Annotated in this window: 16 protein-coding genes and 1 pseudogene; 10 read left to right on the forward strand and 7 right to left on the reverse strand. The window is 40.6% G+C overall.

The features are described 5' to 3' along the window. Window positions 1–48 precede the first annotated feature (48 nt). Window positions 49–723, reverse strand: a complete 675-nt coding sequence (locus tag U2718_RS33540) for an HAD-IA family hydrolase (RefSeq protein WP_341993729.1) — start codon at window positions 721–723, stop codon at window positions 49–51. A 212-nt stretch (window positions 724–935) separates the two neighbouring features. Here U2718_RS33540 and U2718_RS33545 point away from each other — a divergent pair, with 212 nt between their 5' ends. The 7 genes and pseudogenes from U2718_RS33545 (at window position 936) to U2718_RS33575 (ending at window position 9,225) form a co-directional block, all read left to right on the forward strand. Then, entirely contained in the window at window positions 936–1,712 is a 777-nt protein-coding gene (locus tag U2718_RS33545; protein ID WP_341993730.1) for a glucosamine-6-phosphate deaminase, read from the forward strand. Between the two features lie 234 nt (window positions 1,713–1,946). Continuing rightward, window positions 1,947–2,861, forward strand: coding sequence for a histidine kinase dimerization/phospho-acceptor domain-containing protein (locus U2718_RS33550; RefSeq protein WP_411813406.1), 915 nt, complete (start codon window positions 1,947–1,949; stop codon window positions 2,859–2,861). A 187-nt stretch (window positions 2,862–3,048) separates the two neighbouring features. Beyond that, on the forward strand, window positions 3,049–3,342 hold the full coding sequence (locus U2718_RS33555) for a hypothetical protein (protein WP_341993777.1): 294 nt from the start codon (window positions 3,049–3,051) through the stop codon (window positions 3,340–3,342). 82 nt (window positions 3,343–3,424) lie between these two features. Then, entirely contained in the window at window positions 3,425–3,745 is a 321-nt protein-coding gene (locus tag U2718_RS33560; protein ID WP_411813407.1) for an ATP-binding protein, read from the forward strand. Window positions 3,746–4,015: 270 nt separating this feature from the next. After that, window positions 4,016–5,851 (forward strand): annotated as a pseudogene (locus tag U2718_RS33565) (EAL domain-containing protein). Between the two features lie 362 nt (window positions 5,852–6,213). Continuing rightward, window positions 6,214–7,446: a circadian clock protein LdpA gene (gene ldpA / locus U2718_RS33570; protein ID WP_341993731.1), complete on the forward strand. Its 1,233-nt coding sequence runs from the start codon at window positions 6,214–6,216 to the stop codon at window positions 7,444–7,446. A 45-nt stretch (window positions 7,447–7,491) separates the two neighbouring features. Next, complete coding sequence (locus U2718_RS33575; RefSeq protein ID WP_341993732.1) at window positions 7,492–9,225, forward strand: R3H domain-containing nucleic acid-binding protein; 1,734 nt, start codon at window positions 7,492–7,494, stop codon at window positions 9,223–9,225. Window positions 9,226–9,398: 173 nt separating this feature from the next. On the opposite strand, the gene U2718_RS33580 is transcribed toward U2718_RS33575, so the two are convergent. The 6 genes from U2718_RS33580 to U2718_RS33605 all read right to left on the reverse strand — a co-directional run bounded on the left by U2718_RS33580 (window position 9,399) and on the right by U2718_RS33605 (window position 15,533). Beyond that, window positions 9,399–9,587 carry a hypothetical protein gene (locus U2718_RS33580; protein ID WP_341993733.1) on the reverse strand — a complete coding sequence of 63 codons (189 nt, stop codon included), beginning with the start codon at window positions 9,585–9,587 and terminating at the stop codon, window positions 9,399–9,401. 345 nt (window positions 9,588–9,932) lie between these two features. Beyond that, the gene (locus U2718_RS33585; RefSeq protein ID WP_341993734.1) at window positions 9,933–10,268 is read right to left on the reverse strand and encodes a tRNA-binding protein; all 336 of its coding nucleotides are present in this window, start codon (window positions 10,266–10,268) and stop codon (window positions 9,933–9,935) included. A 22-nt stretch (window positions 10,269–10,290) separates the two neighbouring features. Further along, window positions 10,291–11,085 (reverse strand): twin-arginine translocase subunit TatC, encoded by a 795-nt coding sequence (gene tatC, locus U2718_RS33590; RefSeq protein ID WP_341993735.1) that lies wholly within the window; start codon window positions 11,083–11,085, stop codon window positions 10,291–10,293. A gap of 149 nt (window positions 11,086–11,234) precedes the next feature. Next, on the reverse strand, window positions 11,235–12,434 hold the full coding sequence (locus U2718_RS33595) for an FAD-dependent monooxygenase (protein ID WP_341993736.1): 1,200 nt from the start codon (window positions 12,432–12,434) through the stop codon (window positions 11,235–11,237). 127 nt (window positions 12,435–12,561) lie between these two features. Next, window positions 12,562–14,754: a transglycosylase SLT domain-containing protein gene (locus tag U2718_RS33600; protein ID WP_341993737.1), complete on the reverse strand. Its 2,193-nt coding sequence runs from the start codon at window positions 14,752–14,754 to the stop codon at window positions 12,562–12,564. 422 nt (window positions 14,755–15,176) lie between these two features. Next, on the reverse strand, window positions 15,177–15,533 hold the full coding sequence (locus U2718_RS33605; RefSeq protein WP_341993738.1) for a helix-turn-helix transcriptional regulator: 357 nt from the start codon (window positions 15,531–15,533) through the stop codon (window positions 15,177–15,179). A gap of 106 nt (window positions 15,534–15,639) precedes the next feature. Here U2718_RS33605 and U2718_RS33610 point away from each other — a divergent pair, with 106 nt between their 5' ends. The 3 genes from U2718_RS33610 to U2718_RS33620 all read left to right on the forward strand — a co-directional run bounded on the left by U2718_RS33610 (window position 15,640) and on the right by U2718_RS33620 (window position 19,427). After that, window positions 15,640–16,452 (forward strand): PD-(D/E)XK nuclease family protein, encoded by an 813-nt coding sequence (locus U2718_RS33610; RefSeq protein ID WP_341993739.1) that lies wholly within the window; start codon window positions 15,640–15,642, stop codon window positions 16,450–16,452. Further along, on the forward strand, window positions 16,449–18,662 hold the full coding sequence (locus U2718_RS33615; protein WP_341993740.1) for a Piwi domain-containing protein: 2,214 nt from the start codon (window positions 16,449–16,451) through the stop codon (window positions 18,660–18,662). Before U2718_RS33610 ends, U2718_RS33615 begins: the two co-directional genes overlap by 4 nt. A 240-nt stretch (window positions 18,663–18,902) precedes the next feature. Next, window positions 18,903–19,427: a pentapeptide repeat-containing protein gene (locus U2718_RS33620; RefSeq protein WP_341993741.1), complete on the forward strand. Its 525-nt coding sequence runs from the start codon at window positions 18,903–18,905 to the stop codon at window positions 19,425–19,427. Window positions 19,428–19,632: the final 205 nt, after the last annotated feature.

Below are 19,632 nucleotides of genomic sequence, written 5' to 3' on the forward strand. Positions count from 1 at the left end.
TCTCTATTTTCAACACAGCCTGGCACTACCCCACAGATGCCACTCCGATCAGCTATTTACTAATTCTGTCTCCATTTGTGAATTCAGCAGTGTCCACAACTGCAAATCTGTAAAATCAGGAATTACCATAAATGCGCCCTTCTCCCTGAGAACATCGGGGTTGTGGGTAGAGGCAATACCAATGGTGCGGATACCAGCACTAACGGCAGAACGTATACCAGAAGGGGAATCTTCAAGAGCGATCGCATTTTCTGCTGTTATTCCCAGCTTGTTCAATGCAGCTTGGTAGGGTGCAGGATTGGGTTTACCTGCAACGCAGTCTTCTCCAAACACAACTTTATCAAAGGCTTCTTTTAACCCCAAAACTTCTAGCATGAAATATGCATTTAATTTCGGTGCATTAGTAACTAAGGCACGTTTTAGCTGATGTGCCTCTGTCCATGCTAATAGTTCTGTAAATCCAGGTAAGGGTTGAATATTTTGTGCTTGTTCACGGAACATTGCTTCTTTTTCTTCCGCAAATTTTATGCCTGCTTCTAGTGATAATTGTGGCAAGATATCTTTGATAATTTCAGCATTAGTCTTTCCACTAATCCTGGTTTGATAGAACTTTTCATCTATATCCAAACTATAATCTAAAAGCATCTTGCGCCAAGCTTGGTAGTGAATTGGATCGGTGTTGGCTATCGTTCCATCTAAGTCAAAAAGAATTGCTGTGAGCATGGTTTTTGCTGTATGTAAAATATTATTAAGTTTATTTACATAGTTTACACGGTTTTGTCTTCTTAGTAATTATTTCTGCATTGATGAAGGCAAAAAAACTATAATTAAGATTCTGAGTGAGAATAAACTACAAGCATTAGTACTTGTAGAGGTAGATTAATTTGTCTGCTCATATACGTTTTTAGCGTCAAATTTTTTCTGTAGAAAATCAGATGTCAGTTGCCAAAAAAATTTTCAGAGTCAACGATCTAGATGTGCAGATTTATAACTGTGAAGCGGAATTAGCACAGAATGTAGCAAAAATCGCACAAGTTTATTTACAGAATGTTCTTCAGCAGAATGGTAGTGCTGCTGTAGTATTAGCGACAGGTAATTCTCAAATAAAATTTCTTGAGAATTTAACTGCATTAGGTGGAGTTGATTGGTCACAAATTACTTGTTTTCATTTGGATGAATATCTAGGAATTTCTGCGGAGCATCCTGCTAGTTTTCGATATTATCTACGAGAACGTGTCGAAAAACTAGTAAAACCTAAGGAATTTCATTATATAAAAGGTGATACATTAGAACCTTTAATGGAATGCGATCGCTATTCTAAATTATTGCAAGCACAACCAATTGATTTATGTTGTTTAGGTGTGGGAGAAAATGGACATCTTGCTTTTAACGAACCATCAGTAGCAAACTTCCAGGATGCTTTCAATATGAAATTGGTGAAATTAGATAAAGTTAATCACCAGCAACAAGTGAATCAAGGACATTTTCCTAATTTAGAAAGTGTTCCTAAGTATGCTTTTACTCTAACAGTTCCAATGATTTGTGCAGCACGAAAAATTCTTTGTATAACCACAGGAACACACAAAGCTAAGATTGTAAAACAGATGTTACAAGGTGATATCAGTACAGATTGTCCAGCATCTATTCTTCGTCAACAACCTCAAGCAAAATTATTTCTGGATGAAGATGCCGGAGCATTAATTAGTAATTAAATTTAGATTGAATTTACAGAAAAAATTCAAGCTAATGTACGTACTACTGTCTTACTATGTATAGTAACTTTTTTAATAGCTATCCTCTTCAGCATTTTTAAGACTCACTGGATACTTAATCAGATTTTACCGCTTAACAGATTCACTAAAAAAATTACCGAGGGTAAATGGAATGAAAATGTAAAAATTAATAATTTTAAGTAACTCGCAGAACTCGTCAACTCAGTTAATAATATGGTTAAGCAATTACACAAATGTTTTACCAAACCCAGAGCTAGAAATACTGATTTAAAAGTCTTAAATAAAGTGTTCCTTAAAAGTGAGAGTCGATTGACTCAATTTCTAGAAGCCATATCAATGGGTGTGATGAGCATAGAAACTAATGGTAAAATTAGCTACATGAATGAAGCTGTTAGGCAGATTTTTGGTCAGTCAGTTGTATATGCAACCACAATTGAAGAAATAATACAAGTGCATCAGGTTTATCTTGCCAGAACAGATCAACTATACCAAAGTGCTCGCCTCCCTATACTGAGAGTAATGCACGGTGAAAACATCACTGTTGACGATATGGAAATTCGTTACCCAGACAAAATTATTTGCCTTGAAACTTCAGGGAAGGTAATTTACGACGAATTCGGTAAGATGATTTTTGCGATCGCCACTTTTGTCGATATTAGTCAAAGCAAGCAAACACAAAAATTACTGGCAGAATATAATCAAACCTTAAAACTTCACGTTAAAAAACGTACTAGCGAACTTTTGCAAGTCATCAAACAACTGCAATTTTCCTATAAAGAACTGATTAAATCTCAACAAACAGCAAAACAAGGACAAAAAGCTGCCGAGCGGGCAAGCCAAGCTAAAAGTCAATTTCTCGCAAACATGAGCCACGAATTGCGTACTCTCCTCAACGCTATTCTTGGCTTGACTCAAATGATGAGCCATGACAAGACTCTAACTGTTGAAAACCAACAAAATATAGCAATTGTTAATAGCGTTGGGGAGCATTTGCTTCATCTAATCAACGAGATCCTAGAAATATCTAAAATTGAGGCTGGTAAAACCACATTAAATTTGTCAAGCTTTGACTTAATTCTTCTACTAGAAAATCTTAAACAGACGTTGAGCTTGCGTGCTACTGCCTAAGGATTAAAACTAGTATTTGAATACGCGCCTAATCTACCCCGCTACATCAAAACTGATTCTCATAAATTACGGCAAGTATTACTCAACCTCTTAGGAAATGCTATTAAATTTACTGAAAGTGGTACTGTGAAGCTGCGGGTAACTATCGGAACTAGGGATCACAAAGAGGACAAGGGGAGGAGTCAGTGTGGTGGTGAAGCCTTACCTGTGGGGGGAAACCTCCCCACAGGTAAGGCTTCTGAAAGTAAATTTTTCCCGACATCAAGGAGCCAGCATATTGGGGAGGCAATACTTTACGAAGAGAAGTCTCAGCGGAGGCTTTCTCCATACCCCAACAGAAGCAGCACAGAGCACGTCTAGGCAAAGACTCCCAGAACCCCCCTTGATCGCACCTGGTGTTGGTTACCCGAAGGTTAGCCAATACGCATCTAGTGCCGAATTCAAGCGACTAGCATTAACTACTGTTGGTTCCCCGTTGTAGCGGCTGGCGTAGAAAAGGGGCAACAACGTGCTGATCAATCATCTCTATTCCCTTACTATTTTTACCCAATAGCTGATCATCAATGCCTAATTCCCGATACCCAATCCCTGATTTTGAGGTAACTGATACTGGTTGTGGTATTTCTCCAGAAGAAATTCACTTACTGTTTAATCCTTTTGGGCAAACAGAAAATGGGAGGAAAGCCCAGCAGGGAAGCGGACTAGGTTTGGCAATTAGTCAAAACTATGTGCAACTGATGGGAGGCAAGATTGATGTCAGTAGTACAGTTGGTGTAGGTAGTAAATTTACTTTTGATATTCACATCAATCTAAGTGATTGCAGTGAGATTTCGACAAGAAAATTTCAACATCAAATTATGGGCTTGGCACCCAGCCAAGGGTAAAATACACAGATAAATTCACTAACCAAAAGACAGAAGCGATCGCAAACCAAGTGCAACCAACTCTAACCTCTGCTGAAGTTGCATCACAATTGCTACAGTTTTCACCTCAATGAGTAGCCCAAATTCATCATGCTGCTGCCAGTTGTAGCGATGAGTTGATTTTAGATTTACTCAAGCAACTTCCTCAAGATCAAGCCCCAGATTTTGAGTGATTTAGCTAATAACTATACAGTTTGAGAAAATTATGGAATTGACTAGAGCAAATGTAGAATGAATTACGAACGCATAAACTCAGCTAAAAAAGATATTTTGATCATTGATGATATGCCAGACAATTTGCGAGTTTTGTCTTCATTTCTAACTAAGGAAGGGTATAACGTTCGCAAAGCTCTCAACTGGCAGATGGCTTTAACCGCTTGTCAAACTTTATTGCCAGACTTGATTCTACTCGATATCATGATGCCGGAGGTTGATGGCTATGAAATTTGTCAACGTTTAAAAGTATGGGAGTTAACTGCTGCTATCCCGGTAATATTTATTAGTGCATTAGACGATATTTTTGATAAGGTAAAAGCTTTTCAGGTAGGAGGAGTAGACTACATTACCAAACCGTTTGAATTTGCAGAAGTTTTGGTGCGTGTAGAAAATCAACTAGCACTGAAAATGGCGCAAACAGAAATCTTACAACTAAATGCTGAATTAGAAAAAAGGGTAAAAGAACGTACTTACCAGTTAGAAAAAGCTCTACATAAACTACAACAAGAAATGAATCAGCGCCAGCAACTTCAAAGTAAATTATTGGATATGGCGTTGCATGACTCTCTTACTGGTTTACCAAATCGAGTTTTGTTTCTCAAACGCTTAGAACAAGCACTCAACCGCGCTAAATTGGAATCAGATTATCACTTTGCTGTCTTATTTTTAGACTGCGATCGCTTCAAGGTGGTAAATGATTCTCTCGGACATTTGGTAGGAGATGAACTACTGATCGCCATTGCTCGACGCTTGCAGGCATCTTTAAGCCCGTTTGATACCTTAGCGCGATTTGGTGGTGATGAATTTGCTATTCTCTTAGAAAACATTACAGATATTCATATGGCTATTGAGGTAGCCGAAAATATTCTTCAAAAATTATTACTGCCTTTTAAACTATCTAGGTACGAAGTATTTATTAATGCAAGTATTGGGATTAATTGGGGTCAGATTAATTATGAAAAGCCAGAGTATTTACTCAGGGATGCTGACACAGCTATGTATCGTGCGAAGGCTTTTGGTAAAGCAAGATATCATGTTTTTAATCCAGCAATGCATCAAGAAGTAATTCAGCTTTTAGAGCTAGAAAATGACTTGAGAAGAGCAGTAGAACGTCAAGAATTTGTTGTCTATTATCAACCAATAATTTCTTTAGCAACAGGTACTATTGCTGGACTTGAAGCCCTTGTTCGTTGGCAACATCCAAAAAGAGGGTTAGTTTACCCCACAACATTTATTCCCATAACAGAAGAAACAGGTTTGATTAATGCTATTAATCTCTGGGTATTACAATCAGCCTGTGAAACTTTATATTTTTTACAAAATTATCTATCAACCCAAAAATCTTTAACTATTAGTGTTAATCTTTCGCCACGTTTATTTTCTACACCTGACTTAATCGCAAAAATTGACTAAATTCTGAAGGAGATAAAAATCAATCCTGCTAATTTAGAGTTAGAAATTACAGAAAGTGTGCTTATGGATAACAATGAAACTATTAAAACTATACTTCATAATATCAAGGAGCGAAATATCAAGTTAGTTATGGATGATTTTGGTACTGGTTATTCCTCTTTGAGTTACTTGCATAGCTTCCCATTAAATTCCCTCAAAATTGATAAATCTTTCGTCAAATATATGCAAGAAAATCAACAAAGTATGGGATTAGTACCAGCAATGATTGGCATTGCTCATTCTATGGGTATGAGAGCCAATGCCGAAGGCGTCGAAACCCAGCAGCAGTTAACACAGCTAAAAAATTTAAATTGTGATTTTGCTCAAGGGTATTTGTTTTCTCCAGCTTTAGAACGAAAATCGATTCTAGACTTGCTTGCTGTAGCACCTAAATGGTAAGTATCAGGCTTGTGAGGTACCCTAAGTTCCGCTTCACTTCATCTAGGGTTTGTTGATCTCACCCACTACTGTGGGTAATAACCAGCGTCTCCTATCTTGCAGCTAGATGTTCAAGGCGTAAACTTTCTCTCTTCGAGGAGTATTTTTGACTGGTGAAAACAGGATCAAATTATATGCACCGTTGATGTCCCTATTCCAAATTTTTCTACCACATTTTGGCGCAAAAACATCAACCAAAGCTAACTCTCATTTTTTCACTCAGGCAAAGAACAAAATTTGTTGTCCAAAATTCCATAGAGAAATCAGAATCAAATTGAGCAGTTGCCTGCAATATTTTTCTGTCACATAGCATAATAGATAATGTGACTGAACTGTTTCACCCTTTAGTGTCTCTAAAACAAGGTCACTGGTTCAAGCTAATTTGCGGAGCCAGCTTCCAGCACCTACCCGCAGTCAGAAGTTTAACATTAGCCTACACATTGGCTGGCGCTGACTGTATAGATGTTGCTGCCGATCCAGCTGTGATTGCTGCTGCTCAATCAGCCCTAGAAGTTGCTGCTCATCTTGCTCAACAAGCCCAGGAGCGAGGCTTTGGCAAAAGAGGAAAATTGCCATTTTTGATGGTTAGCCTCAATGATGGTGAAGATCCGCATTTTCGCAAAGCAGAATTAGATTCTACAAACTGTCCTCCAAACTGTCAGCGACCTTGCGAAAAAATCTGTCCAGCACAGGCAATTACATTTAACGGTATAAAAAACGGCTTCTCAGGAGTCATTACCGAAAAATGTTACGGTTGCGGTCGTTGCATACCAGCCTGTCCATATGAGATAATTTATACACTATCTCATGTTTCAACACCAGGGGCGATCGCACCATCGATTCTCTCATCTGGGGTAGATGCCGTAGAAATTCATACTCAAGTAGGTCGCTTAACGGAATTTCGTCGATTATGGCAAGCAATTTTACCGTGGGTTGAGCGGTTAAAGTTAGTAGCAATTAGTTGTCCCGATGGTGAAGGTCTGATCGATTACCTTCATGCTCTTTACGACGAAATTAAGCCACTCAAAACAGCCTTAATTTGGCAAACCGACGGTCGTCCGATGAGTGGTGATATTGGCGATGGTACTACTCTAGCCGCCGTGAAATTAGGGCAAAAAGTATTGGCAGCAAAATTACCAGGATACGTACAGTTAGCAGGTGGCACTAACAGTTATACTGTCCCCAAGTTAAAAGCAATGGGGTTGCTGTGCAATCAAAAAGACACGGGGACACAGGGACGCGGGGACATGGAGAAAGAGGACTGGGTGATCAAAAGACAAGGGGACACGGGGAATATTTTTGATAGATTCTTTGCGTCTCAAGCTCTCCGCGCCCCAAGCTCTCCGTGTCTGAGCTTATCCCCGTCTTTCATTTCTGGAGTTGCTTACGGAAGCTACGCCCGTGTATTACTGTCACCAATTATCGAGCAGTTAGAAACAAAGGAGGTGAATGGCAACGGTGCCACAGGAACTGTCGGCCTAGAAGAAAAACCAGAATTGCTCTGGCAGGCTGTAGGGCTTGCCCATTCTCTCGTTTCCCAGCTCAAGTCACATTAAGAGCGAAGTACTTTCGCTATCTCTAAAAACGTCACCATAGGAAGCATGACGATTACAGACGATCTCCAAAAGTTGTTAGATATTTTGCCCCAAGACCTGCGGCAAATATTAGAGAAGCATTCCCAACGAGATAGTTTAGTTGAAGTGGTCTTGGATCTGGGCCGTCGCCCAGAGGCTCGCTTCCCCCATCAAGCTGAATATTTGAGCGAGAAGCCTGTTACCCAAGAACAAATCGATGACTGCATTCAACGAGTGGGAACCTTTGGCGGAGATAATCGAGCAGGAATAGAGCAAACTCTGCATAGAATCAGCGCCATCCGTAACCGCAATGGTAAGATTATCGGTTTAACCTGTCGTGTCGGTCGGGCAGTTTTCGGGACTATCGGCATGATCCGCGATTTAGTGGAGACAGGTAGATCGATTTTGATGCTGGGACGCCCAGGTGTAGGTAAAACCACAGCTTTACGGGAAATCGCTCGTGTTTTAGCAGATGAATTGCATAAACGAGTTGTAATTATTGACACCTCCAATGAAATCGCTGGTGATGGTGATGTTCCCCACCCAGCAATTGGTAAGGCAAGACGAATGCAAGTTGCTCATCCAGAACTGCAACATCAGGTAATGATTGAGGCAGTAGAAAACCACATGCCAGAAGTAATCGTCATTGATGAGATTGGCACGGAACTAGAAGCATTGGCAGCCCGTACCATAGCTGAACGCGGTGTACAACTAGTAGGTACTGCTCACGGAAATCAAATCGAAAACTTGATCAAAAATCCTACTTTGTCTGATCTAGTGGGTGGAATTCAAGCTGTGACACTGGGAGACGAAGAAGCCAGACGACGAGGTAGTCAAAAAACCGTTCTCGAACGTAAAGCACCTCCCACTTTTGAAATTGCCGTGGAAATGATGGAACGGCAACGCTGGGTAGTTCATGAAAGTGTGGCTGACACTGTTGATAGTCTCTTGAGGGGACGTCAGCCAACTCCACAGGTGAGAACTGTAGATGAAAATGGCAAAGTCAATATCACACGTCAGCTAACCGCGATCAACGGCCGCTCCCACTCCCTTGGTGCGGAGGAATCTGTTGTACCAGCACGACAAGCTAACGGTTGGCGTGCATCTGGGCAAATGGTGCCTTTACCACCGGTGACACCAGAACGAGAAAAGCTTTCAGGACGAAGCGAGTTCGACCGCTTACTGAATGAATCCCTTGATTATACTGATAGCTTTGATTTTTCTGATACCAGACACTCTGGCCCAAATGGCGAAGATTTGCCATTGCACGTTTACCCCTACGGTGTCAGTCGTTCTCAACTAGAGCAGGTAATTCAGGTACTAAATTTACCAGTTGTCTTGACAAAAGATATTGATAGTGCAGATGCGATTTTAGCATTGCGATCGCATGTCAAAAACCACGCTAAATTGCGGCAAATGGCTAGAGCCAGACAAGTGCCAATTCACATGATTAAATCCAGCACAATTCCCCAAATTACCCGTGGTTTACGGCGGTTATTGAACATTGACGAGCCAGAAATTACCGATGAGCGCGAACTGCAACTATTCCTTCACAGCGCCAGCGATGATGAGATTGACGCTCTAGAAGAAGCTAGACTGGCGGTTGAAAATATCGTTATTCCTAAAGGACAACCTGTGGAATTACTGCCGCGATCGCCCCAAGTGCGGAAAATGCAGCATGAGTTAGTCGAACACTATCGCCTGAAGTCTCATAGCTTTGGGGAAGAACCAAATCGGCGCTTGCGCATCTATCCGGCGTGATTTTACTAAATTAAGGGTATAACTCGTACACCGTTATACCCCTACACCCCTACGCTCATTTCAAAATAAAAATCGAGTGGATAGTTGTTTAACAAATCCACCCGTTCTTGCCGCGCTTAAAATACCTGGGGAAACCCCATAAAATTGTTTTAATTATTAGCGTTGTAACAAAATTAACGCGATTCAGTGCCTTGATTGGGACTACCTGCTACAGTATCTTCACCAGGTGATTCTGGCTTGGCAGAAGTTTTAGCATCATCTTGGGCGGCTGTACCTGTCTTACGAATATCTTCTTCAATGGGGGTTTGGTAGCCACCTGAGGTGCTGGGTGTAGTTTCTTTACCTTTTTGTTGCTCAGACATATGCTTTACTCCTTATCATTTACTGTTCTTGCAACAGTCTAAAGGGAGCATGGGCGTAAGTTCATCTTTCTAAAAACTGGTTATAGTAGGCAACTCCATCTGTCTAAAGGCTTATTTCACACTCACCCAATTGGGTTTGAGATTGCGAAAACGTAGACGCGCAAGCGGCTTGCCGCAGGCTATCACAAAGAACACATAAGACGCCCTTGCGGGCGTCTTATTACCCTGCGGGGAACAGAAGCCACTACTCTACGAGAAGCTGGACTACGTCCGTCTAAGTGTCTACCCGTCAGGGTAGGACACGAAGAATAAGAATTTGAGAGAGTTTTTGCGTAAGTGCTGTACTTATAAAATTCTTTTTCCTAAAGGTACATTTCGCTCTGGCTGAATTAACACAACTTCTCCATCTTCTAGCACCACACCTAAAACGAGCACTTCAGAGATAAAATCAGCGATTTGTCGGGTTGGAAAGTTAGTAACAGCCAAGATTAAGCTATCTAATAAATCCTCTTTTTGGTAAAGCTTGGTAATTTGAGCGCTAGATTTTTTGACTCCCAAATTACCAAAATCTATCCACAGTTTGTAAGCTGGTTTTCGCGCTTTCGGAAAATCTTCTACTTTGATGACTTTACCAACACGAATTTCTACTTTCTCAAAATCATCATAAGTAATAGGTGCCATTCCCGACTCTCAAATTACTTGCTTATTTACCTACAAGCTTAACTAAACCAATACCACCAAAGTAAAGCCCCAAAACGGCTCCAGCTAGAAGAGTTTGAGTGAGTGGATCAACAGAAGGTGTGAGGACTGCACCTAAAATAACTGCCCCTAAAGTTACGTAACGCCAGCCAGAAAGCATTGTTTCTGAGGAGACGATTCCTAAAGCACCTAGTAAAAGCTGGATGACTGGTATTTGGAATGCTAAACCTGTGCTGAATAGTAACAGCAAGACAAATTCAAAATATTTATCAATTGACCACAACTGTTCTACAACATCTGCACCATAGCTAATAAAGAATTTTAAAGCAGCGGGAATTAACAGGTAGTAGGCAAAAGCCAACCCTGCTGCAAACAACACGCTCGATCCTAAAACAATCGGGGCTAGCAAGCGGCGTTCCCGACGAGTTAATCCTGGTAGAACAAATTGGATAATTTGGTAAAGTATGAAAGGGCTGGAAACAAGTAAGCCACTGTAACCAGCAACTTTTAAAGAGACAAAGAAGTACTCTCCTGGTGCGAGTTGGAGAAATTTTACTCCTTGGGCTGGTACTTCCAACAACTGAACAATCGGCTTGACAGCGAGAAAGCAACCAATAACGCTTATAGCAACGGCGATTAGCGCATAAAAAATTCGCTGCCGTAACTCCTCTAGGTGTTCAAAAAGGCTCATTTCGACCTCACCCGGTAACTCATCCAGAGGATTGGTTTCTGGTTGGTCGTATTTTTCGAGGTCAAGATCAGGAGCAGTTGCAGTGTCTACTTCTTGTGAAGGCGTCATGAGTCAACTAGCGAGCATCATTTGTTAACTATTTTATCTAGGCAAGTAGCTACCCAGAAATTTTTTGATGTAGCAAAAACCCTTGTCATGAAAATATTTATTTCTCCCAACCCTGTTAAAGTTCCCCGTTCCCTATTCTTAGGTGAGATTTAAACCGTTAACTGTACCTGTGTCACTCCTTGACGCAATTCTCGCTGTCTTTGAAGCCAAGACTGTCGAACACCTTTGCGGATTAAGGGAGCTAGCTGACGTGCAGCCCATCGCACAAGTGCGCTTTTGCTTAGTAGTTGAGCCTGAGCTGCTTCCTGGCTTTGAAGTTGCTGTGCTCGAATAATTTCTGGTTGCCGTTCAGCTTGAATTTGTGGCAACACCGCATCAATTGCTGCGTGTCCTGATTCCTCATGCAATAGTGGAACTAGATGATTTGCAGCAACAATGACATCCCGCAAAGCCATATTGATGCCTTGAGCGCGGATTGGTGACATGGGATGAGCAGCATCACCTAGAAGCAGTAACCCTGGTGCATACCAGCGCGGGCAGCGCCCAACCACAACGGATAACAAAACTGGTCGTTCAATGGTTTGGGCATGTTGTCGGAAATGTTCAGCTAACCACGAAGGTGAGGCTTCTGCAAGCATCTTCGACCAATCGACTTGTTTCCAATTTATGGAGTCATCTTCATGAAGCGCCCAACCTAGTTGGAGGTTTCCTTCTGAAGAACGAAACAACCCAAATCCGTGACAACCTTGCAAAATAGAATAAAAGACATTTTCAGTCTCAAAACGCGGGCTATCCGCCAATTTAAACCAAAGAATATCAAAGCTCTGAGACTGTTGCTCTATGGATAAGTTTGCTCGCTGTCGAACAACAGAATTACGGCCATCTGCTCCAACGACGAGATCGGTGTCAAAAGAGCGTTCATCGCCTAGTTTCACACCAGAAACCCGTTGCTCACTCCATAGTAAATCCTGTACAGTCACGCCCTGTAAAAACTCAAAATTTGGATAACCACTTGCCTTGTCAATCAACGCTTCGAGCAGGGCTGGCTGAGAAACGAGAGTGCATGGTTTACCACCAGGTTCTATTGGTTCATCAACTCGAAATAGCGATCGCTTGTCGATTATAAATTCCCAGCCATCTAAGGAGCGATGGGGGATGCGTTCTACCACAGACAACAATCCCATCTGCTCAAGAGCATCCAACCCGCAAGGCATTAACCCTTCTCCGCGAAAAACTCGACGGAAGTTACGGGATGCTTCAATCAGTTTTACTGGGATACCGCGTTGCACCAGAAGCAGTGCAAGTGTTGCACCAGTCGGCCCAGCTCCAACAATTACAACCTGAGTCATTACTCTTTTTAGGTAATTTATCAAGAACTCAGAATAGAGCAATACAATTTTGGATTTGCGATTTTGGATTGGAATTTTCCAAAACCTAAAATTTCTAGTCCCTAGTCCCTAGCCCCTAGTTCCTAGTTTACTGTTGTGGTAATTGTGGGTGTTTGGCTGAATATTGACCTACTATACGGGATATTTCGGGGTTATAAAGTCGCAAATAATTCCAGTAATTACCAAAAACTTGGCGCACGTAGTTCCTCGTTTCATCAAATGGTATATTTTCTACAAATTCGTCTGTATCTTCTTTAGGTAAAGTTTGTAACCACTTAGCAACATTACCAGGCCCGGCATTGTAACTGGCGATCGCCAGCAAAGAGTTATTCCCATACTGTTGATGGGTGTGATCCAAATACCAAGTACCTAGCATGATGTTATCATTGGGATTTTCAAGGTCGAAGTTTTTACTATTTTCCTTGAGTTGAGGAGCAATCCATTTGGCTGTACTCGGCAATACCTGCATTAAGCCAGTGGCATTGGCAACAGATTTGATTTTTGGCTCAAACCTCGATTCTTGGCGGATTAAGGCTGTTACCAGTAGGGGATTTAATTGACGTTTTTGCGACCAATATTCAATTTCTTTAAGGTAGGGAAAGGGATAACGAGCTTGCCAGTAGATAACTTGTTTGCTCAAAGCTTCATACTCAGCTTGTTCTTCTGGTTTTTCTCGGTCTTCCAATTTAGAAATTTTATCAATACCGATAATATTTTCTCCCCTTGTCAGTCGCATCAAACCCTCGGTGAATTGCTCTGCTACCGTGGACTGCATTTTATTTTGAAATTCGGTTTGCCATTGCAACCACGCATCACGATCTTGAGCTAGCAGATATAATTCTTTAAAAGTTTCAGAGCCTGCGGGAGGAACAGGGCGCACGAGTGGAACTACTTCTGGTTGTAATTGACGCAGGTTATTAAAATTGCCAACATTCAGTCCTAGAGTTACAGCCGATCGCCATGCATAGTAAGAGTAGGGAAACTCGCTAATTACATACTCATAAGCTTGTTTTGCTTCCTGCACTTTTCCTGCCTTCATTGCCCATTTACCAAGCCAAAAGCCTGCTCTGGGAGCCAAAATACTATCAGGATTGTTGATCGGAATTGGTTGCGCCCATTGCCATGCTCCTTGATAGTCTGAGGCTTTGGCTTTCTGTTGTGCTATTTTCCAGCGATATTCTGCTGCTTGTTCAGTGTTGCTGAATTTGCTGACTAGTAATTCTAGTGCTTGATTTGCTCCTTGCGTATCGCTTTGAGCTTGCAAAATGTCGGCTTTTGCTAAGAGCGCTTCACCAGCATATTCAGGGAATTGATTGATTACCCGATCTAGATAGGGCAAAGCGTTTTTACGGATTTTTGACATTTCTGCCAAACGCAGCAGTGCGGTGCCAGTTTCGCTTGCTTCTGGAAAATCACTAATCAATTGTTGATAAGTTGCGATCGCTTGTTCTTGCTTGCCGCCATTTTGCAATCCTCGTGCTTTTCGGTAGAGATTACGCGGAGTCACAACTGCTTTGGCATAGGCATTGGCAGCTTTAGTAAATTGATTATTTTCCCAATAGCCTGTAGCAATAATTTCCCACTGTTCTGGTTTTAAAGTGCCATTTTTGACCAGTTGATCCAGCACAGGAAGAATACCTGGTTGATCATAAGCGTATTTTGCCAAAATCAATTTCAACTCCGGCTGGTTGGGATTTTCTTGAAGTCGGTTGCGAACAATGTCCCAAGTCAGAGGATTAGAAGGAAATTCGGCGATCGCTTTTTCTTGGTATTCGTCCAGTCCAATTAAGTATAAAGCTTTGGCAGCAGCTGGGTGTTCGGGATAGCGTTTTAATACCGCTTGTCGGTTATCTGAAGCCTTACCTTCTTCTCCTAAAATGTCATGTGCCTGGGCAGCTTTTAGTAAGATATAGGGCGCTAGGACTGGATAGTCATTTTCTAAACCTTCCAGTAAAGAGAGTGCTTGTTTAGCTTCTTTAGCTTCTATTAAGTCACTTGCCAACAAATAACGAGCGCGGTTCCGATCAGCTGATGGGAACCCTTTAGCTAGTTGTTCCAGCTTTGCTGCTCGTTCTTGAGGGGATTGCAGTACCAATGGGAAAACCGGTGACTTGGCTTTGTTTGCTTCTGTGAGTTGCTGAGGCTCATTTTTGAAATTTTTGAGCCATTGACCCATATATTGCCCCATTCCCGGAACTGAAGCTACTGCTCCAGCTAAAAAGGCACATAGTCCTGCACCCACAATGAGAGATATTTGTTTTTTTTGTAGGTTCTTCAGCATTGATACCCGCTGAAAGTTTCACAAGAATTTCTTGCCACTCTAGCACTAACTAGTGAAAGAGATAACTTATTTTGCCAATGGATTTTAGATTATTAGTCAGAATATGTAAAATTCAATTTTATTTAAGCATTTATACTTAAGGGCATAATTATTACTCTTGATTTTTCATTAAGCATCTTCCATAAGATACATTTATTAGCTTTGCGTAGAGACTTCCAATCAGACAATCTCCAATTTGAGCGACGAAAGTAGTAGACATTTCTGTAGAAATGGTCTTCTGCTATTTATATTTTTTCAACCGCGCACTTTTAATCTAGGATGGTGTTTGTACCACACGACAACACACCGTAAAAAATTGTATTTGGAGTTGATTGTTTCACTAATTTCACTGTTCGGAATATAGCGGTACAGCTTGATGATACTCAACCTTGCTTCTCCTCAGTTTCTGGTTGTATGGCTTCTCGAAAAACTCTTCTAGCAAAATCAGGGTTCTCCTGCATCCGACGAAATAGAGCAGGCATTGCCTTGTAATGTTGCTTAATAAAGTCCTCGTCATGCTGAGGAATGCGCCCAGCTAAAAAGATTAGCTCTTCCTCATTTAAATCGAGATTCTTGCCTAAAGATCTAATCACATCTTCTTTGGGAGGATAATCTGCGCGATCGTTCTCTAATTTAGATAGATAAGTGAAATTTAGCCCTATTAGTTTTGCTAGCTCACGTTGACTTAATCCCTTATCTTTGCGGGCTTGACGTATAAGCTCACCAAAACTTTGATTCACTGTTTTTTCCTACTCAGCCGCATATTATATCATCCTGTTGACGAAAAAATCAATTTAAGCTAGCTTGCTGTTGAATAAAAAATCAACATCAATGAGAACATAAATTATGGTGTGGCGACCGTATGTCAGTTTTAACATTTGGTCACAGTTTGTTCCAGCTGTAGGAAAAGAATATTGGCACTGTGATATGAAACGAGGCTTTACCAGAGCGCGGAAAAACGAACCATTGGTTAAGCTTCTTTTAGAGCAAGATACTATTCCTCAAAAAATTGGCTTGTTGTCACAAAAAGGTATTTATGAATTTCACCAAAATATTCAATTATTGTGTCAATCAAATGGTGTGGAGATAGTAGCAGAAAAGCTGAAGTTAACTCAAGAATCTATCGAGATTCAGCAGCGAGTTCTTAAAATTTTGGAAAACTACTATCAGACACCGATTCTCTTAGGAAAGACAATCATCCAACTTTGTAGAGGGGATGAAGGAATTCCAGAGCCAATTTTAATTCAGCAAGGTAATTATTTTTTTAATTTATTTGCAGCTATTGACTGCATTTTTATTGACAATGGCAAACTACACATTTTAGATTTAAAAACAGGTAGATCTGATTGTGATAGAAGGCAAGCTTTTGTTTATCTGTTAGCAGCTACCTATCTCTACCCTCAACAAAAAGCTGTTGCTTCATTTTATAACTTGGAAACTGGTAAATGGTCTGAATTAATTACTGCTACAGATCCTCAATTAAAAGCAATTCAAGGAAAATTAGTGCAAATAGCCCAAGAACATCAAAAAGAGTTACATCGTTACAAAAAAAATCCATGTGAATTTGCCGATATATTTCCAGCTAATCCAGGTATTCCTTGCCGTCATTGTCAATTCACATCAATTTGTCAATTTTATCAAGTTGAGGTTCCTGCATGACTGTTGCTATTGCAGCTTCCCCTACTTACACTGCTTTTAGTGAAGTTTTTCCAATTAAAACTTTAGAACTAAATTTAATGTGTTTTCGACTTACACCTGAAATTGAAAAAAAAGATGGAAATCGATTGAGCTATCATTTGAGTCGAAAGTTATCTGAAACTGTTGTCATCTGTTATAAATCATATTTTTGGGTTTTAGCCGCATATCATAGAAAATTACCTAGTCAAGAAGAATTAGAAGAGGTACTGAAAAGTATTCAAAATGAGGTAGAAGATTTTCATGAGTATTTATTTAGTTTTCACTCAATATTTCAGCCTAATCCAACACCTTTTATTTATTCTCTGCTAGCCGTTCAAGTTTTGAATAAAACTAAATTTGATGCTCCAGTAGTTTTATCTGAAAATGGAATTATAGTCAAAAGAGAGCCAGATTTTTGGGCAGAAAGTCTTGAATTAGTAGATGAGCTAAAAGCTGCTGCTACTTTAACAATCTACAGCAGTATTACGTTTCGTGAAACTTTAGCTGACTTCTACGAAAAACATCCTCAACGGCAAAACCCAGAACAATTTTTAATAGGTTTACACGTTCAAGAAAATGAACGAGGCAATAACGCCACAATTGTAAATATGATCGGAAATATTGGAGAACATAGAGAAGAACTATTAGCAAAAGCTACTAGTTCAACTAGTAAACAAGCATTACGAGATGCACCAGACAATCAACCTATTGTTGCCATACAGTTTGGTAAAAATACAAAACAATTTTACTATCCTATGGCTGCTTTACGTCCTTGCGTTACATCTGCAACAGCTAATCTATTAGGAGTAGAATATGGGAAGTTACTCAAGGCTGCTAAAATTACTCATCAAGACAGAACTCAACTGTTAACTTCGTATAAAACAACAGCAAAAGAGGCTTTAGCGGCTTATGGAATGGAATTAGAACTTAGTATCAACAGCCGTGACTATCCCAACCTATTTTGGAAACCTCCTATCAAACTAGAGGATACGATATTACTTTTTGGTAATGGCGTTACTGTCAACAGAACTGAAGTTCTCAAAGGATTATCAAAGGGTGGTGTTTATCGTCGTCATGTTCAATTTCAAGATAAATCAACAGTTATTCAGATTGCGGCACTGAAACTATGTGATGCAACAGTATCTTCATTTCTGGAGCAGTTAACTCAACGTTTAGCAAAGTATGGCTTTAAAAGTGAGATAATTACAAAAAAATCTTTATCAGTCAAAAACTTAACTAAAACAGAGGCAAGAGTAGCCGTTGAGAAAGCAGTTCATGAATTAGTTGAGATACCGCATGACATTGTTTTAGCGTTTTTACCTGAAAGCGATCGCCATACTGATGATACAGATGAAGGTAGCTTCTACCATCAAATTTACTCTTTGCTACTTCGTCGTCAGATTGCCAGCCAGATAATTTATGAGGATACTTTAAGCAATTTAGAGAGCTATCAGTATATTTTGAACCAGGTGATTCCGGGCATAATAGCCAAGTTGGGAAATTTACCTTTCGTTCTAGCTGAACCTTTAGAGACGGCTGACTATTTTATTGGCTTAGATATTTCGAGAATTTCCAAAAAGAGGCAAGCAGGAACAAGAAATGCTTGTGCAAGTGTACGTCTATATGGCAGGCAAGGAGAATTCATTCGCTATCGACTCGAAGACGACCTTATAGATGGTGAGATAATACCACCTAAACTCTTGGAGCGATTATTACCTGCAACTGAATTAGCTAACAAAACCGTCTTAATTTACCGCGATGGTTCCTTTGTTGGCAAAGAAGCTGATTATTTAGCACAGAGAGCCAAAGCCATAGGTGCCAAATTTATCTTAGTAGAATGTAAAAAATCTGGCGTTCCCCGCTTGTACAACCTTAAGCAAAAAACTGTGACAGCACCATCACAAGGATTGGCACTTTGTTTATCATCTCGTGAAGCTATTCTGGTTACTACTAAAGTTCCTGATAAAATTGGCTTGGCTCGTCCTATACGTTTGACTGTTTGCGAGCAAGGGCATCAAGTATCAATAGAAAGTGTTTTAGAAACAACTTTAAAACTAACGCTATTGCATCATGGAGCCTTGAAAGAACCCCGCTTACCGATGCCATTGTATGGCTCCGATCGCATGGCTTATCTGCGATTACAAGGTATTCGTCCTAGCCTTATGGAAGGCGATCGCCAGTTTTGGCTGTAGTTGCCTCAAGTTAACATACCAGTCATTCTCACGCTAATGGAGTATATCCGTGGAGTAGATAGCAAGCATGGCAATTCGTGCTATGGAAAGACATTTATTAAGCAAGTATGTGTCATGCTTAACGAAATTGTTGTGTAAATGCAAAAGCGGAACACTCAATCATTAATCAAAGGGGTGAAATCCTAAAACCTGTCCTCCTTTGCAAAGGAGTGCGGTAGAAACTTGGGGGAGGAAAAGGCAATGAAAGCGAATGAACTATTGACACAATACGCTGCGGGTAAAAGAGACTTTACTGGAGAAGATTTGAGCGAGGTATACTTGGAAGGAGCTAATTTGAGTGAAATAATTTTAGATAAAGCTATTCTAAGTGGAGCGGAGCTAAGTGGGGTCAATTTTAGTAAAGCTAGCCTAATTGAAGCTGACTTAAATGGAGCTAATTTAACTCAAGCAAATTTTACAGAAGCCAACTTGAGTAAAGCTATCTTGGATGGAGCAATTTTAGAGCAAGCCATTTTGGATGGTGCTGATTTGAGTCATGCAGACTTAACCATTGCAAAATTGATTGGTGCTTCTTTGAGTGAAACTGAATTGCAAGAGGCGAATCTAAAAGCAGTTTCTTTAAATGAGGCAGATCTCACCCAAGCCGACTTAGCAAAAGCAGATTTAAGCCAAGCGGATTTGAGCCAAGCCGAATTGAACGAGGTTAACTTGAATGGCGCAAATCTGGAGGGAGCAATCTTGGACGAAGAGAGGACTAGGGGCTAGGGGCTAAAAAGAGGAGGGGGAGACAAGGGGAGAGAACCTGATTCACGATTCCCCGTGTCCCCGCGTCTGTTTGTCCCCGTGTCCTAATTTCCTTCTGCCTTCACTTAAAAACTTCCAGGGATGTCATCAAGCGCTAGCAAGAAGTTAATCAAGTCAGTTTGCTGCTTTGGAGTATATCCAGCTTGTTGATCTACATAGAAATTAT

The organism is Chlorogloeopsis sp. ULAP02 (assembly GCF_038404745.2).
GTDB lineage: Bacteria > Cyanobacteriota > Cyanobacteriia > Cyanobacteriales > Nostocaceae > Chlorogloeopsis.

Excerpts from the sequence above, each read along its gene's own strand:
- U2718_RS33540 (WP_341993729.1), bottom strand. The coding sequence starts at position 723 with ATGCTCACAGCAATTCTTTTTGACTTAGATGGAACGATAGCCAACACC.
- U2718_RS33545 (WP_341993730.1), top strand. The coding sequence starts at position 936 with ATGTCAGTTGCCAAAAAAATTTTCAGAGTCAACGATCTAGATGTGCAG.
- U2718_RS33550 (WP_411813406.1), top strand. The coding sequence starts at position 1,947 with ATGGTTAAGCAATTACACAAATGTTTTACCAAACCCAGAGCTAGAAAT.
- U2718_RS33560 (WP_411813407.1), top strand. The coding sequence starts at position 3,425 with ATGCCTAATTCCCGATACCCAATCCCTGATTTTGAGGTAACTGATACT.
- U2718_RS33575 (WP_341993732.1), top strand. The coding sequence starts at position 7,492 with ATGACGATTACAGACGATCTCCAAAAGTTGTTAGATATTTTGCCCCAA.
- U2718_RS33580 (WP_341993733.1), bottom strand. The coding sequence starts at position 9,587 with ATGTCTGAGCAACAAAAAGGTAAAGAAACTACACCCAGCACCTCAGGT.
- U2718_RS33585 (WP_341993734.1), bottom strand. The coding sequence starts at position 10,268 with ATGGCACCTATTACTTATGATGATTTTGAGAAAGTAGAAATTCGTGTT.
- tatC (WP_341993735.1), bottom strand. The coding sequence starts at position 11,085 with ATGACGCCTTCACAAGAAGTAGACACTGCAACTGCTCCTGATCTTGAC.
- U2718_RS33595 (WP_341993736.1), bottom strand. The coding sequence starts at position 12,434 with ATGACTCAGGTTGTAATTGTTGGAGCTGGGCCGACTGGTGCAACACTT.
- U2718_RS33600 (WP_341993737.1), bottom strand. The coding sequence starts at position 14,754 with ATGCTGAAGAACCTACAAAAAAAACAAATATCTCTCATTGTGGGTGCA.
- U2718_RS33610 (WP_341993739.1), top strand. The coding sequence starts at position 15,640 with ATGGTGTGGCGACCGTATGTCAGTTTTAACATTTGGTCACAGTTTGTT.
- U2718_RS33615 (WP_341993740.1), top strand. The coding sequence starts at position 16,449 with ATGACTGTTGCTATTGCAGCTTCCCCTACTTACACTGCTTTTAGTGAA.
- U2718_RS33620 (WP_341993741.1), top strand. The coding sequence starts at position 18,903 with ATGAAAGCGAATGAACTATTGACACAATACGCTGCGGGTAAAAGAGAC.